The sequence below is a fragment of the Kingella potus genome, assembly GCF_900451175.1.
GTDB lineage: Bacteria > Pseudomonadota > Gammaproteobacteria > Burkholderiales > Neisseriaceae > Neisseria > Neisseria potus.
Genome location: NZ_UGJJ01000001.1, coordinates 1,137,229 through 1,151,999 on the forward strand (window position 1 = coordinate 1,137,229; position 14,771 = coordinate 1,151,999).

Annotated in this window: 16 protein-coding genes, 1 pseudogene and 1 riboswitch; of the genes and pseudogenes, 13 read left to right on the forward strand and 4 right to left on the reverse strand. The window is 62.0% G+C overall.

Annotated features, from left to right (window positions below; genetic code table 11):
- Positions 1-10 precede the first annotated feature (10 nt).
- From DYE40_RS05220 to DYE40_RS13355, 4 genes are all read right to left on the reverse strand, one after another.
- On the reverse strand, positions 11-604 hold the full coding sequence (locus DYE40_RS05220; protein ID WP_115308037.1) for a hypothetical protein: 594 nt from the start codon (positions 602-604) through the stop codon (positions 11-13).
- A 224-nt stretch (positions 605-828) separates the two neighbouring features.
- Entirely contained in the window at positions 829-2,580 is a 1,752-nt protein-coding gene (gene ptsP, locus DYE40_RS05225) for a phosphoenolpyruvate--protein phosphotransferase (protein WP_115308038.1), read from the reverse strand.
- Position 2,581: 1 nt separating this feature from the next.
- Entirely contained in the window at positions 2,582-2,851 is a 270-nt protein-coding gene (locus tag DYE40_RS05230; RefSeq protein WP_115308039.1) for an HPr family phosphocarrier protein, read from the reverse strand.
- Between the two features lie 4 nt (positions 2,852-2,855).
- Entirely contained in the window at positions 2,856-3,266 is a 411-nt protein-coding gene (locus DYE40_RS13355; RefSeq protein WP_115308298.1) for a PTS sugar transporter subunit IIA, read from the reverse strand.
- A gap of 261 nt (positions 3,267-3,527) precedes the next feature.
- Positions 3,528-3,630, forward strand: a riboswitch (TPP riboswitch).
- A 73-nt stretch (positions 3,631-3,703) separates the two neighbouring features.
- Between DYE40_RS13355 and cytX the strand changes: the two genes are divergently transcribed.
- From cytX to DYE40_RS05300, 13 genes and pseudogenes are all read left to right on the forward strand, one after another.
- Positions 3,704-4,900 carry a putative hydroxymethylpyrimidine transporter CytX gene (cytX, locus tag DYE40_RS05240; RefSeq protein ID WP_115308040.1) on the forward strand — a complete coding sequence of 399 codons (1,197 nt, stop codon included), beginning with the start codon at positions 3,704-3,706 and terminating at the stop codon, positions 4,898-4,900.
- A gap of 115 nt (positions 4,901-5,015) precedes the next feature.
- Positions 5,016-6,119 carry an FAD-dependent oxidoreductase gene (locus tag DYE40_RS05245; RefSeq protein WP_115308041.1) on the forward strand — a complete coding sequence of 368 codons (1,104 nt, stop codon included), beginning with the start codon at positions 5,016-5,018 and terminating at the stop codon, positions 6,117-6,119.
- Positions 6,120-6,193: 74 nt separating this feature from the next.
- Entirely contained in the window at positions 6,194-6,640 is a 447-nt protein-coding gene (locus tag DYE40_RS05250) for an META domain-containing protein (protein ID WP_115308042.1), read from the forward strand.
- 74 nt (positions 6,641-6,714) lie between these two features.
- Positions 6,715-7,329 (forward strand): thiamine phosphate synthase, encoded by a 615-nt coding sequence (gene thiE / locus DYE40_RS05255; protein WP_115308043.1) that lies wholly within the window; start codon positions 6,715-6,717, stop codon positions 7,327-7,329.
- A 216-nt stretch (positions 7,330-7,545) separates the two neighbouring features.
- Positions 7,546-7,740, forward strand: a complete 195-nt coding sequence (thiS, locus tag DYE40_RS05260) for a sulfur carrier protein ThiS (RefSeq protein ID WP_115308044.1) — start codon at positions 7,546-7,548, stop codon at positions 7,738-7,740.
- A 30-nt stretch (positions 7,741-7,770) separates the two neighbouring features.
- Positions 7,771-8,559: a thiazole synthase gene (locus DYE40_RS05265; protein WP_115308045.1), complete on the forward strand. Its 789-nt coding sequence runs from the start codon at positions 7,771-7,773 to the stop codon at positions 8,557-8,559.
- Between the two features lie 253 nt (positions 8,560-8,812).
- The gene (locus tag DYE40_RS05270; RefSeq protein WP_115308299.1) at positions 8,813-11,266 is read left to right on the forward strand and encodes a heavy metal translocating P-type ATPase; all 2,454 of its coding nucleotides are present in this window, start codon (positions 8,813-8,815) and stop codon (positions 11,264-11,266) included.
- 70 nt (positions 11,267-11,336) lie between these two features.
- Positions 11,337-11,753, forward strand: coding sequence for a nuclear transport factor 2 family protein (locus DYE40_RS05275; protein ID WP_115308046.1), 417 nt, complete (start codon positions 11,337-11,339; stop codon positions 11,751-11,753).
- Positions 11,754-11,776: 23 nt separating this feature from the next.
- Positions 11,777-12,436 carry a hypothetical protein gene (locus DYE40_RS05280; protein ID WP_115308047.1) on the forward strand — a complete coding sequence of 220 codons (660 nt, stop codon included), beginning with the start codon at positions 11,777-11,779 and terminating at the stop codon, positions 12,434-12,436.
- 52 nt (positions 12,437-12,488) lie between these two features.
- A pseudogene (locus DYE40_RS05285) lies at positions 12,489-12,716 on the forward strand (nuclear transport factor 2 family protein); the annotation flags it as partial.
- Between the two features lie 39 nt (positions 12,717-12,755).
- Entirely contained in the window at positions 12,756-13,016 is a 261-nt protein-coding gene (locus DYE40_RS05290) for a hypothetical protein (RefSeq protein ID WP_115308048.1), read from the forward strand.
- A 51-nt stretch (positions 13,017-13,067) separates the two neighbouring features.
- The gene (locus DYE40_RS05295; RefSeq protein ID WP_115308049.1) at positions 13,068-13,343 is read left to right on the forward strand and encodes a GNAT family N-acetyltransferase; all 276 of its coding nucleotides are present in this window, start codon (positions 13,068-13,070) and stop codon (positions 13,341-13,343) included.
- 94 nt (positions 13,344-13,437) lie between these two features.
- Entirely contained in the window at positions 13,438-14,700 is a 1,263-nt protein-coding gene (locus DYE40_RS05300; RefSeq protein WP_115308050.1) for a capsule biosynthesis protein, read from the forward strand.
- The last annotated feature ends 71 nt before the right edge of the window (positions 14,701-14,771 follow it).

Below are 14,771 nucleotides of genomic sequence, written 5' to 3' on the forward strand. Positions count from 1 at the left end.
CTGCGGTTTGTTAATCTTCATCATGGGGAAATAAATTATATTTGGCAGAAATAAGCAAACAAATTAAAGAAATAAAAGCAGCAGTCAAAAATATAATAAAAATAACCTTACCAAAATAAACATTGAATTTATCTTTTTTTAACCTGGTGATAAAAAAATCTTCATTTTTAATAAAGCGATATATAACATATTTGTCTTTTTCTATAAAGTCCCCGCTGATTAGTATCCCTCTAACATCCCGTTTGGAATATGTGGCAGTCTCAAAAATTTTAACATTTCTTCCAATTAACGTCTTGTTATAGAAATTTTTATTACACGGGGCATTAATACTCACATTTTCCGTCTCTTCCGATGCACATGATGCCGAATAGTTTATTCCGTTAAAATTAAATGACAATCTGTCAGTAACATAACGGCCGCCTTCTTCAACTACATATTCTATATTATCTGGTACTGCCCATTCTTTAAGTAATAAATTTCTTTCCCTACTAAGAAAATAAAATACCATAGAATGGAAGAAAAACACAACAAAAACAAATCCAAAAAGAATAAACTCGGTATTTCTAATAGAATGAATAAGATTTTTGTAGGATTTATAGAACATTTTATTTTAACCTAAATCAAAAATAAAATTATTGAATTTCTTTTATGTTTCCAGATTATTTTTTATTAAAATATTGTGTCGGATAAGCCCGCAATCAGTCAGACTGGCTTTGCCCCGCTTGTCCGTGGCTGCCTCTGATTTTTTCCATGAAGGCGGCTCTCTTTTGCTGCCGCGCTGGTGTGTTTTGCGGAGCAGGCCGTCTGAAAGTGTGGCGGGCTGTGTTTTCAGACGGCCTCTTCCTGTCCGTTAAGCTGTTTGAGCAGTTTGTCGGCTTTGTCGGGGTCTTCGTTACGCAGGATGCGCAGGATGTCTTGTTCGAGGCGGTCGATGCTGCTGTGGATGACGATGTCTTTGACGGCGAGGATGTTGTTGGTGTTCATGGAGAAGCTGCGCAGCCCCATGCCGAGCAGCAGGCGGGTGTAGAGGGTGTCGCCGGCCATTTCGCCGCAGAGGGAGACGGGTTTGTTCATGCGGTGGGCGGTGCGCAGGATGTGGGCGAGCAGGCGCAGGACGGCGGGATGGGCCGGCTGGTAGAGGTAGCTGACGGCATCGTCGCCTCGGTCGACGGAGAGGGTGTATTGGATGAGGTCGTTGGTGCCGATGGAGATGAAGTCGGTGTGTTTGAGCAGGCTGGATACGGTCAGGGCGGCGGAGGGGATTTCGATCATGCAGCCGGTCTGCACCGTGCCGGCGGTTTCGTCGCGTTCGGCAAGCTGGCGGCGGGCGGTGTCGAGGTGGACGCGGCATTGTTTGAGTTCGTCTACGGAGGTAATCATCGGCCACATGATTTTGACGGGGCCGTGGGCGGCGGCGCGGAGGATGGCGCGCATCTGGGTGCGGAACATGACGGGTTCGGCCAGGCACAGGCGGATGCCGGTGAGGCCGAGGGCGGGGTTGAGGCTGCCGTTGGGGCTGCCGTTTTGGCCGAACCAGCGGGGATTTTTGTCTACGCCGAGGTCTACGGTGCGGATGGTGAGGGGCTTGCCTTTGAGTTTGCGGACGAGGGCGGAGTAGACGGCGTATTGTTCTTCTTCGTCGGGCAGGGTGTCGCGGTTGAGGTAGAGGTATTCGCTGCGGAACAGGCCGACTCCGTCGCCGCCGAGGGCGTGCAGGGCTTTGATGTCGTCGGCTGTTTCGATGTTGGCGGAGAGTTCGATTTGGATGCCGTCGGCTGTGGTGGCGGCGGTGTTTTTGAGTTTGCCCAGTTCGCGCTGTTTGCTTTTGTAGGCGCGCAGGCGGCGGCGGTATTCGGCGGTTACGACATCGTCGGGGTTGATGATGAGGATGCCGTTGATGCCGTCGACGATGACCCATTCGTGTTCGCTGATGAGGCGGCGGGCGTTGGAGAGGCCGATAACGGAGGGGATGTCGAGGCTGCGGCCGAGGATGGCGGTGTGGCTGGTGGGGCCGCCCGCGTCGGTTACGAAGGCGGTTACGCGCTGTTCTTTGAATTGGACGGTGTCGGCGGGGGAGAGGTCGTTGGCGATGAGGATGGTGTCGTCCAGGAGGTTGGCATCGAGGTTGAGCTCGTTGCCGGTGCCGATGAGGTTGTTGTGGATGCGTTCGGCCACTTGCAGCATGTCTTGTTTGCGCTGGCGCAGGTATTCGTCTTCCATTGCGTCAAACTGTGCGCCGAGGCGGTCGGTTTGGATTTTCAACGCCCATTCGGCGTTAATCTGCTGCTCTGCGATGATGTCGGCCGGTTCGCGCGACAGGGTTACGTCGGAGAGCAGCATCAGGTGCAGGGAGATGAACGCGCCCAGTTCGGTGGGGGCGTTTTCGGGGATCGCGCTGCGGATTTGTTCGAGCTGGCGGCGGGTGGTTTTCACGGCACTGTCGAAACGGGCGGTTTCGGCGGCCACTTCGTTGTCTGATAAGGCGTATTGCGGCACTTCTTCGCGTCCGCGTACGACCAGGTGGGCGCGGCCGATGGCGATGCCTTTGCCTGCGGCCACTCCGTGCAGCACGATACCCATTTTATTCTCCTTCGCCGAAACGGTTGCCGATGAGTGCCGCGAGTGCCTGCATGGCTGCGGCTTCGTCTTCGCCTTCGGTTTCGAGGGTAACGGTGCTGCCTTTGGCGGCGGCGAGCATCATCAGCCCCATGATGCTTTTGCCGTTGACGCGCTGGCCGTTGCGCGTTACCCATACTTCGCTTTTGAAGGGGGAGGCCGTCTGAACGAATTTGCTGGACGCGCGGGCGTGCAGGCCGAGTTTGTTGATGATTTCGATGTCTTGTTTCTGCATGGTTTCAGCTTTCTGCTTCGGGCGGGCGGGTGATGGCGATGATGCCGTTGAGGGCGGCAAGGCGCACCGACTCGGTGAATTGCTCCAGATTGTCGGCAGAGCCGCAGTATTGCACGGCTTTAATCAGCATCGGCGCGTTCAGGCCGGTGAGCATGGCCACTTGCTGCGGCACGACGAGTTTGCGGGCGGCGTTGCACGGCGTTGCTCCGAAAATGTCGGTCAGCACCAGCACGCCGTGCGGTGCGCCGAGGCTGCCGATCATTTGGCAGGTGCGGCGGATGATGCTTTCGTGGTCTTCCGTACGCTCCACGCCGAGAATGCGCACGCATTCGGGAATTTCGGAAAAAAAATGGTCTGCCAGCTGCGCATAGGCTTTGCCGAGGGTTTCGTGGGTAACGATGATGATGCCGATCATAGTGTGTTCCTGCTGCCGTTTTTTGTTTTCAGACGGCCTTTTGATGTTGTGGGAGGCGGCATTATATGTGAAACGCGGCAGGGCGGCACATCCCGCCTTGATGCCCGCCGCCGCAGAAAAAACCGGCAAACGCTGTGCCGCGTGCGGGGGCGGGCTGCGGAAGAGACAGGCCGTCTGAAAAGCCGTCGGCCCGCGTGCGGCCTTATAGCCTGCGGCAATGGCGGTTTTTGCCAAAAGCCGTTACTTTGTGTAAACTGCGCCGCATTCTTGTCGGAGTGTCCTGCAAAAGGGCTGAGACCGCAAACGCGGAATCCGTTGAACCTGTCGGGGTCATGCCTGCGTAGGGATCAAGTGTCAAACACCTTCTGCGGCACTTCTCCGTTTTCCTTCCGTCTTTCCCGCCCCGTTCCCCAAAGCAATCTGCAAAGGATTTTTTCATGTCGGGCAAACCCCTTTCCGCTTCTTCCGCCGCGCTGATCTGGTTCGGCGCGTCGGTATCCGTTACCGAAATCGCCGCCGGCACCCTGTTCGCCCCTTTGGGTTGGGAGCGCGGGATGCTGGCGCAGATTCTCGGCCACCTGATCGGCGGCGTGCTGTTTTTCGCGGCGGCGTATATCGGCGCGGTTACGGGCAAAAGCTCGATGGAGAGCGTGCGCCTGTCGTTCGGGCGGCGCGGCTCGGTCTTGTTTTCGGCGGCCAACGTCTTGCAGCTTATCGGCTGGACGGCGGTAATGGTGTACTACGGCGCAACGGTCAGCGCGGCTTTGGGCCGGGAGCTGTTGCAGGCGGATTCGTATCTGCTTTGGGCTTTGGCGATTGGTGCGCTGATTGTGGTGTGGCTGCTGTCGGGCGCGCGGGAAACAGGCCGTCTGAAAGTGGCGGTGGTGTCGGCGATGCTGCTGGTGATGCTGTGGCTGAGCTGGAAAGTGTTCGGCGCAACGCCTGCCGCCGCCGCCGCGCCTGCCGGAGAAATGAGCTTCGGCACGGCGGTGGAACTGTCGGCGGCGATGCCGCTGTCGTGGCTGCCGCTGGCGGCGGACTACACGCGCAATTCGCAACGCCCTGTGGCCGCTTCGGCCGCTTCGGCGGTGTCGTACACGCTGACAAGCTGCTGGATGTACGCGCTCGGTCTGGCGGCCGCGCTGTTTACCGGCCAGAGCGACGCGGCGGCGATTCTGCTCGGCGCGGGGCTGGTAACGGCGGGCGTGTTTGTGGTGGTGGTGTCCACCGTTACCACCGCGTTTCTCGACACCTATTCCGCCGGCGTGAGCGCGAACAACATCTGGCGCGGCTTTGCCGAAATTCCCGTGGCCGTGGCCGTTACGCTGCTGGGTACGGCTTTGGCGGTGTTCCTCACCATGAGCGAATACGAAGGCTTTCTGCTGCTGATTGCGTCGGTGTTCGCGCCGATGGCGGCGGTGCTGATTACCGACTTTTTCGTGATGAAACGCCGCGACACCAGCCTCGATTTCGACTGGGCGGGGCTGGCGGTGTGGCTGGCCGGCTTCGTGCTGTACCGCTACCTGCTGGCCGCAGAATGGGAAAGCGGCATCGGCCTGACCGCGCCCGTGATGGCGGCGGTGGCGGCTCTGACCGTGGCCGTACGCCTGCTGACCCGCCGCCAAACGCAGTAAGCCGAACAATCACGCGGAGCGGGTTCGCAATCCGCGCTTCGGGCAGCCGCAGGCCGTCTGAAAACGCCTGCAACGCCCGCCGTATTCCCTCCAACCCACCCCAAGAAAGCCAATCATGACGCAAAACATCGCCATCGTCGGCGGCGGGCTGTCCGGCCGCCTCACCGCCATGCAGCTTGCCGAACGCGGCTGCGCCGTTACCCTGTTTGAAAAAGGCGCGCGCGACGGCGCGGATTCCGCCGCCTATGTCGCCGCCGCCATGCTCGCGCCCGCCGCCGAAGCCGCCGATGCCACGCCCGAAGCCGTGTTGCTCGGCGAAAAAAGCATCGCGCTTTGGCGCGGCATCGCGTCCCGCCTGGACACCCCCGTCATGATGCAGGAAAACGGCAGCCTGATTGTGTGGCACACGCAGGACAAGCCCCTGGCCGTACAGTTCGGGCAGCGGCTCGAACGCGCGGGCGCGCAAAGCGTGCATTGGCACGCCGCCGACATCGCCGCACACGAACCGCAGCTTGCGGGGCGTTTTTCAGACGGCCTCTACCTGCCCGCCGAAGGCCAGCTCGACAACCGACAGATGTTGAACGCCCTTGCCGGCCGGCTCGACACCCTCGGCGTGCAAACCCTGTGGCACACCGAAGCCGATCCCGCACACCTCGCGGGGAAATACGGCTGGGTAATCGACTGCCGGGGCTACGGCGCAAAAGACGCTTGGAACAAAAGGCCGTCGGCAAACTCCGAAAATCAGGGCAGCCGCCTGCGCGGCGTGCGCGGCGAAGTCGTGCGCGTGTATGCCCCCGAAGTGGAGCTGCGCCGCCCCGTGCGCCTGCTGCACCCGCGCTACCCGCTCTACATCGCCCCGAAAGAAAACCACCTGTTTGTCATCGGCGCGACCCAAATCGAAAGCGAAAGCCAAGCCCCCGTGAGCGTGCGCAGCGGCTTGGAACTGCTGTCGGCACTCTATGCCGTACACCCCGCCTTCGGCGAAGCACAGGTATTGGAAACCGCCACCGGCCTGCGCCCCGCGCTCAACCACCACAACCCCGAAATCCGCTACGACCCGTCCGCGCGGCTGATCGAAATCAACGGCCTGTTCCGCCACGGCTTCATGATTGCCCCCGCCGTAACCGCCGCCGCCGTCCGCCTGGCAGAGCATCTGGCCGGCGGCGGCAGCGTACCCGATGCCGACGAAGAGAGCGGATTGGCGTATATTCGCGTATAAACCTTTCAGACGGCCTGCTTCCCGTTTCAGGCCGTCTGAAAACCGTCCGACAAACAAATAAAGGAGCAAACACCATGAAAACCGTTTGGCAAACCGCCGCCCTGCTCGCCCTTGCCGCCTGCACCGCCGGCCAAAACCCGCAAGCCGGCCAAACGCCTGCGGGGCAGAGCCGCGCCCAAGATGCCGCCGCCCCGTCTCTGGAAGGCGGATGGCGCATTGCCGAAATCGGCGGCGCAGCCCTGCCCGCCGATGCAAACGCCCGCCTTTCTTTCGATGCGGCGCGTTCCGCATTCGGCGGCAGCGCGGGCTGCAACAAGCTGTCCGGCAGCTACGAAGCAGGCGCGTCCGGCCTCAAATTCGCCGCGCCCGCCTCCACCCTGATGGCCTGCGAACCCGCCCTGATGAAGCGCGAACAGGCTTTGGCCGCCGCGCTGGAACAAACCGCCGCCTACGCGTTCGACAAAGGCAGCCTGCTGCTGAAAGACAAGCAGGGCAACACGCTGCTCAAAGCGGTGAAATAGCCTTATTCCGAAGTTTTCAGACGGCCTCCGATTGCGGCAGGCCGTCTGAAAACCACACAAGCCAAAGGAACAACATGACCTTCCCCCCCCTGCGCGCCCCGCTCAAATTCTACGCCGTCGTCCCCACCGCCGAATGGGTGAAACGCATGGCCGAAGCAGGCGCGGACACCGTCCAGCTCCGCTGCAAAACGCTCTCGGGCGACGCGCTGCGCCGCGAAATCGCCGAATGCGTTGCCGCCTGCGCGGGCGGCAAAACCCAGCTTTTCATCAACGACCACTGGCGCGAAGCCATAGAGGCGGGCGCATACGGCGTACATTTGGGGCAGGAAGACATGGACACCGCCGACCTGGCCGCCATCGCCGCCGCAGGGCTGCGCCTCGGTTTGAGCACGCACTCGGTAAACGAACTCGCCCGCGCCCTGTCGGTGCATCCCAGCTACGTTGCCAGCGGCGCGATTTTCCCGACCACCACCAAGCAAATGCCCACCGCGCCGCAGGGCTTGGACAAGCTGCGCGAATATGTGAAACAGGCGGGAAACACGCCCGTCGTGGCCATCGGCGGCATCGGTTTGGACAATGCGGAGGAAGTGTTGCAGACCGGCGTATCGTCGCTGGCGGCCGTCCGCGCCGTAACCGAAGCCGAAAACCCCGAAGCCGTCGTGAAAGCGTTTCAGGCCTTATGGGATTAGCCCGCGCCAACCCGTCTTTTCAGACGGCCTTTCGGGCGGTAGAGGCCGTCTGAAAACCGAAATCCGAGCAGGGTGTGTCGTGCGGCGGCACACGCGGCCTTGTTTGAGCCGCAGAGGCCGTCTGAAAAACAGCAAGCCGTGTTGCGGAATACCGCCCGAGCCGCATACTCTGTCCGCCCCGCCGCCCGCCCCGCACCTGTTTCAGGAGAACATCCGATGCACATCATCCTCAACGGCGAACCCGCCGAACTGCACGGCGCAACCCTGGCCGATCTGATCGCCCAAGCCGCGCCGCAAAAGCCCTTTGCCGTGGCGGTGAACACCGAGTTTGTCGCCAAATCCGCCTACGCGCAGACCCGCCTGCACGAAAACGACAAAATCGACATCGTGCGCCCCGTCGTCGGCGGCTAGGCCGTCCGCACACCAAAAAAGGAACCCGCCATGCTCACCCTGTACCGGCACACTTTCCCCTCCCGCCTGCTTTTGGGCACGGCCGCCTATCCCAGCCCCGACATCCTCAGAATGTCGGTGGAGGCGGCGCATCCGGCGATGATTACCGTGGCGCTGCGCCGCGCCCAAAGCGCGGGCGAAACCCACGGGCAGGGCTTTTGGGAGCTTTTGCAGCAGACCGGCATCCCCGTGCTGCCCAACACCGCAGGCTGCCAGAGCGTGCAGGAAGCGGTAACCACCGCGCAAATGGCGCGCGAAGTGTTTGAAACCGATTGGATTAAACTGGAACTCATCGGCGACGACGACACCTTGCAGCCCGATGTGTTCCAACTGGTCGAAGCCGCCGGAATCCTGATTGCCGACGGCTTCAAAGTGCTGCCCTACTGCACCGAAGACCTCATCGCCTGCCGCCGCCTGCTCGATGCGGGCTGCGAAGCCCTGATGCCCTGGGCCGCCCCCATCGGCACCGGCTTGGGCGTGGTGCACGGCTACGCGCTGCGCGTGCTGCGCGAACGCCTGCCGGATACGCCGCTGATTATCGACGCGGGCTTGGGGCTGCCCTCGCAGGCGGCGCAGGTGATGGAATGGGGCTACGACGGCGTGCTGCTCAACACCGCCGTGTCCCGCGCGGGCGACCCCGTCAAAATGGCGCGCGCGTTTGCGCAGGCCGTGGAAGCGGGACGTGCCGCCCGCGAAGCCGACCCCGTGGAGGCACGGGCGCAGGCGCAGGCCTCCACACCCACCGTCGGCCTGCCGTTTTGGCATTCGGCGCAATACTGACCGCCCGCACAGGCACAGAGGCCGTCTGAAAACCGGTTTTCAGACGGCCTCTGTGCTTTCAGGCAGTCCGTCGGGGCAAATCCATGACGGCGTAAAAAACGCGTGCGCCGCTAGGGCGGCATACCCTGCTGGCGGCATCTGCGGTATAAAAACAGTAGGCCGTCTGAAAAACCGGAAAACGGATTTTCAGACGGCCTTTTGGCCGTTTGCCCTTTTCAGACGGCCTGTGCCGAAGCGTGTACAATCCGCCGCCATGCAAAACGAAGAGACCTGTTTCCATTGCGGCCTGGCCGTGCCGCCCGGCACGCATCTGCCCGTGGTATATGAAGAATGCGAACATCCGACCTGCTGCGCCGGCTGTCAGGCGGTGGCGCAGAGCATTATCGGTGCGGGTTTGGGCAGCTATTACAAACAGCGCACCGCCCGTGCGGAGCAGGCCGCGCTGCCGCCGCCCGAGCTGCTGGCGCAGTTGAAACTTTACGATCTGCCCGAAGTGCAGCAGGATTTTGTCGCAGCGGCCGACGGCGGCGGGCGCGAGGCGGTGCTGATGCTCGACGGCGTTACCTGCGCCGCCTGCGTGTGGCTGATCGAGCAGCGGCTGCAGCGGCTGAACGGCGTGTTGTCGGCGGAACTCAATTACAGCACGCTCAAAGCCCGCGTGCACTGGGACGAGAGCCGCATCCTGCTGTCCGACATCCTGCTGGCGGTGAAGCAGACCGGTTATTCCGCCCTGCCGTATGACGCGCACCAAGCCGAAGAAGCCGCGCAGAAGGCACGCAAAAAAGCCATCGTGCGGCTGGCGGTGGCGGGTATGTGCATGATGCAGACCATGATGTTTGCCCTGCCCACCTATCTTTACAGCGACATCGAGCCGCAGTTTCTCACCATCCTGCATTGGGGCGGCTTCCTGATGGTGCTGCCCGTGGTCTGCTATGCCGCCCTGCCGTTTTACCAAGGCTGCCTGCGCGACTGGAAAAACCGCCGCGCGGGCATGGACACCCCCATCGCCCTGTCCATCTGGCTGGCTTTCGGCACGGGCGTGTACGCGCTGGTTTCCAATGCGGGGCAGGGGATGTATTTCGAGGGGCTGGCGATGCTGGTGTTTTTGCTGTCGCTGGGGCGGTTTATGGAGCAGAGCGCGAGGCGCAAGGCGGGCGACGCGGCCGAGAGGCTGGTCAAACTCGTTCCCGCCTTCTGCCACCTGCTGCCCGATTATCCGCAAAGCACGCGGAGCGAAGAAGCGGCGGCGGTGCGGCTCAAAGCGGGCGATACGCTGCTGGTGAAAGCGGGCGAAACCTTCCCCGCCGACGGCATCGTGCTCGAAGGCGAAAGCGAAAGCGACGAAGCCATGCTCACGGGCGAGAGCCTGCCCGTCCCCAAGTGCGCGGGCGACACGGTAACGGCCGGCACGCTCAACACCGCCGCCCCGCTGGTTGTCCGCGCCGAACGCACCGGCGCGGACACCCGCCTGTCGCACATCGCCCGCCTGCTCGACAAAACCCTGTCGCAAAAGCCACGCGCCGCGCTGGCCGCCGACCGCTACGCCTCGCGCTTCGTGTCCTCCATGATTGTGTTTTCCCTGCCCGTATTCTTCGGCTGGTGGTGGTATGCCGGCATCCATCAGGCCTTGTGGGTAACCGTGTCCCTGCTCGTGATTACCTGCCCCTGCGCCCTGTCGCTGGCCACGCCTGCCGCGCTGGCCGCCGCCACAGGCTCTTTGGCCGCGCGGGGCATACTCGTAGCGGGCGGCAGCGCGCTGGAAACGCTGGCCGCCGCCACCGATGCCGTGTTCGACAAAACCGGCACGCTCACCGCAGGCCGTCTGAAAATCGAACAAACCATCCTCACCGGCAGCCTGAACGAAGATCAAGCCCTGCGCATCGCCCAAGTGCTGGAAGAACAGTCCGAACACCCCGCCGCCCGCGCCTTTGCCGCCGCCGGCAGCTTTTCAGACGGCTCCGGCATTACGGTGCATTCGCGCAGCAACCGCACCGGCGGCGGCGTGGGCGCAAGCCTTACCGTCGGCGGGCAAAGCGGCGAATGGCGGCTCGGCAAGCCTGCCTTTGTGGCCGAAACCGCCGGAGAGATTCCGCCGCAGGCCGCGCAATACAATGGCGGCGGCACCATCGCCGCGCTCGGCAGCGGCAGCGGCTTCCAAGCCCTGTTTGTCCTGTCCGACGAAACCAAGTCAGGCACGGCGCAAATGATCGCAGAGCTCAAACGCGGCGGCCTCGCGCCCCACATCCTCAGCGGCGACCGCCAAAGCACCGTCGCCGCCCTGGCCGCAGAGCTGGGCACAGACAGCTTCCGCGCCGAAGCCTCGCCCGAAGACAAGCCCGCCTACATCCAAGCCTTGCAGGCGCAGGGGCGCACCGTCATGATGGCGGGCGACGGCATCAACGACGCACCCGCGCTGGCGGCGGCGGACGTATCCGTTGCCGTGGCCGGCGGAGCGGACATCGCCCGCTCGGGCGCGGACATCATCCTGCTGGAAGACGACCCCGCCGCCATTCCCGCCGCCGTCCGTCAGGCAAGGCGCACCGCCGCCGTCATCCGCCAAAACCTCTGGTGGGCGGCCGCCTACAATCTGGCCGCCGTCCCGCTTGCCGCCGCCGGCTTCGTTACCCCCTGGCTGGCCGCCCTCGGCATGAGCTGCAGCTCACTGCTGGTGATGGCCAACGCCCTGCGCCTGCGCAAGGCCGTCTGAAAACGGACAACAGGCGCACACGTTTCCCTTTGCGGCAGCCTTGCCGCCCCCGTTTTGCAGAAGGAGAAATATGAACGACTTTGCACGCATCTACCGCGACTGGCACGAATACGCCAAGCAGCGCGACACCGCCCGCCTCATCACCCTATATGCCGACGATGCCGTACTCGAAAGCCCGCTTGTCCCCGTCATCATGAAACGCGCAAGCGGCATCCTGCGCGGCAAAGCCGAAATCCTCGCCTTCCTCGAAGAAGGCACCCGCCGCCGCCCCAACGAACTCGTGCGCTGGCACCGCGAAGAAGGCCGCTACCTCGCGGCGGGCGACACGCTGGTGTGGGAATACCCGCGCCAAACGCCCGCAGGCGAGCAAATCGACATCCTCGAACTGATGCGTCTTTCAGACGGCCTCATCGCACAGCACCGCATCTACTGGGGCTGGTTCGGCACGCAGATGCTGATTGCCGACGCCGCCCAAAAGGCCGTCTGAAAACACAACCCAAAAGACACACCATGAACAAAACCCTCCCGCTCCTGCTCCTCGCCGCCGCCGCACCCGCCGCCGCCATCAGCCCGCCGGCGCAAACCCAAATTACCTGCCCCGTCGGCGGCGAAGAATTTTGGGCAACCATGCACGACAGCGCGCCCGAATACCAAATCTGCCCCGGCAACAAACTGGTGTTCAAAACCGCCAAATACGGCAAATTTACCCCCGACGAGCTGGCGCGCTACCAAAAAATCATCATCAGCAAAGCCTACCGCAGCCTGCCCGCAAACGCCGGACTGGAAGACTACCTGCCCGTGTTCGCCGAACAATCCGGCCAATACAGCCCCGCCGCCGTCGGCTGGCTCTACTTCCTCGCCGCCAACGGCAACCGCGACATGAACGCCGCCGCCCGCAAACGCCTGCACGCCAAAGCGTTCTCCTTCCTAAACAAGGCCGTGCGCGACAACAACACCAACCCGCGCGATTTGCATTCCGCCCGATACGCCCTGGCCGGCATGTACCGCATCAGCGGCGACTTTGCCCGCGCCGAAACCCTGCTGCGCCAACTCTTGCAGCAAAACCTCGACCCCGCCGACCGCACCGCCGCCCAATACGTTTTAGACTCCGTGCGCCTGCGCGACCGCGGCCACATCCTGCCGCAGTTCCACCGCCCGCAAATGCCCTGACGCAAAAGGGAAAACCATGCCCGACACCCCAAAAATCACCCACCTCCCCGACCGCCGCCGTCCCAACGAACCCGTGCGCCGGCACCGCGAAGAAGGCCGCTACCTCGCGGCGGGCGACACGCTGGTGTGGGAATACCCGCGCCAAACGCCCGCAGGCGGGCAAATCGACATCCTCGAACCGATGCGTCTTTCAGACGGCCTCACCGCACAGCACCGCATCTACCGGGGCTGGTTCGGCACGCAGATGCCGATTGCCGACGCCGCCCAAAAGGCCGTCTGAAAACACGCCCCTGCCGCCGACAAAATCAGGAGGCTGAAAATGGATTATTTCCACCCGGACTACCTTGCCCGCCTGCGCCAATATCCCGTCGAACGCATTTTGCTGGGTTCGGGCGAAGGCAGCGATCAGATTCTGCTGCGCATCGGCACGCCCGATACCGCCCTGCCGCTGCCCTGCTGCGCCGATTTTCCCGCAGACGACGGCGCAGCGTGGCTCAAATGCGCATTCGGCATCGCCAATGCGGCAATCGACCATTCCGCCTTTCACGGCACCTGGCTGGTTGTCAGCGTATTTTATTGATTGTTTAAATGTTTTCATTTTATCCGCGCTTGAGCCGCAGAAAGAAACCATATGGAACAAGCCCCGCAAGCCGTCCACCTTCCCGCACAATGCCGCTTCCGAATCGAAATCGGCGGCCGCGAAGCCGGCTACATCGCCTACGAAGAGCAAAACGGCGCATGGAATGTCGTCCACACCGAAGTTTCCCCCGACTTTCGCGGGCGCGGCATCGCCGCCATGCTGGTCGGCGCGCTGACGGAACACGCCGCCGCCCGCAACATCCCGCTCACCGCCGAATGCTGCTACGCCGCGCGTTTTATTGCCCAAAAGCAAACTTTTCCGCGATAAACGGCGGGAGAACTTGAAAAATAAAGGCATATTTGTTTAAATACCGCCCGATTCCCACCGCAGACAAGAGGCCGTGCCAGCCGCGCATCTTTCTATGAAAACCATCCCTTCCAATTTGGAAAAACTCGCCCGCAAGCGGCGTGTTTTGCTTTTGCAAGGCCCGATAGGGCCGTTTTTCCGCAACTTTGCCCACTGGCTGGAACAAGGGCAGAGCCAGGTTTTCAAATTCAACTTCAACGGCGGCGACCGCAGCTACTACCCGCCCGACGGCAGCGGCCGCGTACACGACTATTGCGGCACGCTCGAAGATTTCTCCGCCTTTCTCGCCGGCTTTCTCAAAAAACACAAAATCGATGCCGTCGTCTGCTTCGGCGACAACCGCCCCTACCATCTGGCCGCCAAACAAGTATGCGCCCGCAGCAAAACCGGCTTTTGGGTGTTTGAGGAGGGTTATTTCCGTCCCCACTTCGTTACCCTCGAACAAAGCGGTGTCAATGCCTACTCCCCCCTGCCGCGCGAAGGCGGCTTCTTCCTGAAAAGCTACCCCAAGCTCGCGCGGCAGCAATATGCCGCCCCCGCCGCCGTGCCCGACGGCTTCTGGCCGCGTGCCAAACGCGCCATGTGGTATTACGCCGCCGCCAACTTCGCCCGCCGCCGCTACCCCGCCTACCGCCACCACCGCAATATGGGCATCGGCCACTACATCGGCCTGTGGCTGCGCAGCGGCATCAAACGCGCCGGCTACGCCTTTGCCGACCGCCGTTTCGCGCAGCAGGTACGCGCCGGCCGCTTCGGCCGCTTCTTTATTGTTCCCCTGCAAGTGTTCAACGACAGCCAGGTATGCGTCCACAGCGATTTCGACGGCGTGCGCGCCTTTTTGCTGCACGTGCTCGCGTCCTTCGCCGCCCACGCCCCGGCCGACACCACCCTCATCGTCAAACATCATCCGATGGACAGGGGCTTCACCGACTACCACCACGACATCGGCACTTTTCTGGCCGCCCATCCCCATCTTGCCGGCCGCGTTTTCTACGTCCGCGACGTGCCGCTGCCCGTCTTTTTGCGCCACGGCGCGGGCATGGTAACGCTCAACAGCACCAGCGGCCTTTCCGCCCTCATCCACAATATGCCCGTCAAGCTCCTCGGCCGCGCCCACTACAACATCCCTGGCCTGACCTCGCAGCAGGATTTGGCCGATTTCTGGCACAAGCCCGACAAGCCCGACAGCACGCTGTTCCACGCCTACCGCATGTACCACATCAACACCACCCAGATAAACGGCAGCTTTTACAGCCGCGTCAATTTACCCCCCCCCCCCGAAAAAAAGCGCGGCGCAGGCCGTGAAAAAAAGCATTGAGGCCGTCTGAAAAACCGTTTTCAAGGTTTTCAGACGGCCTGCCGAATCCGACAACCCGACAGAGAAATCCG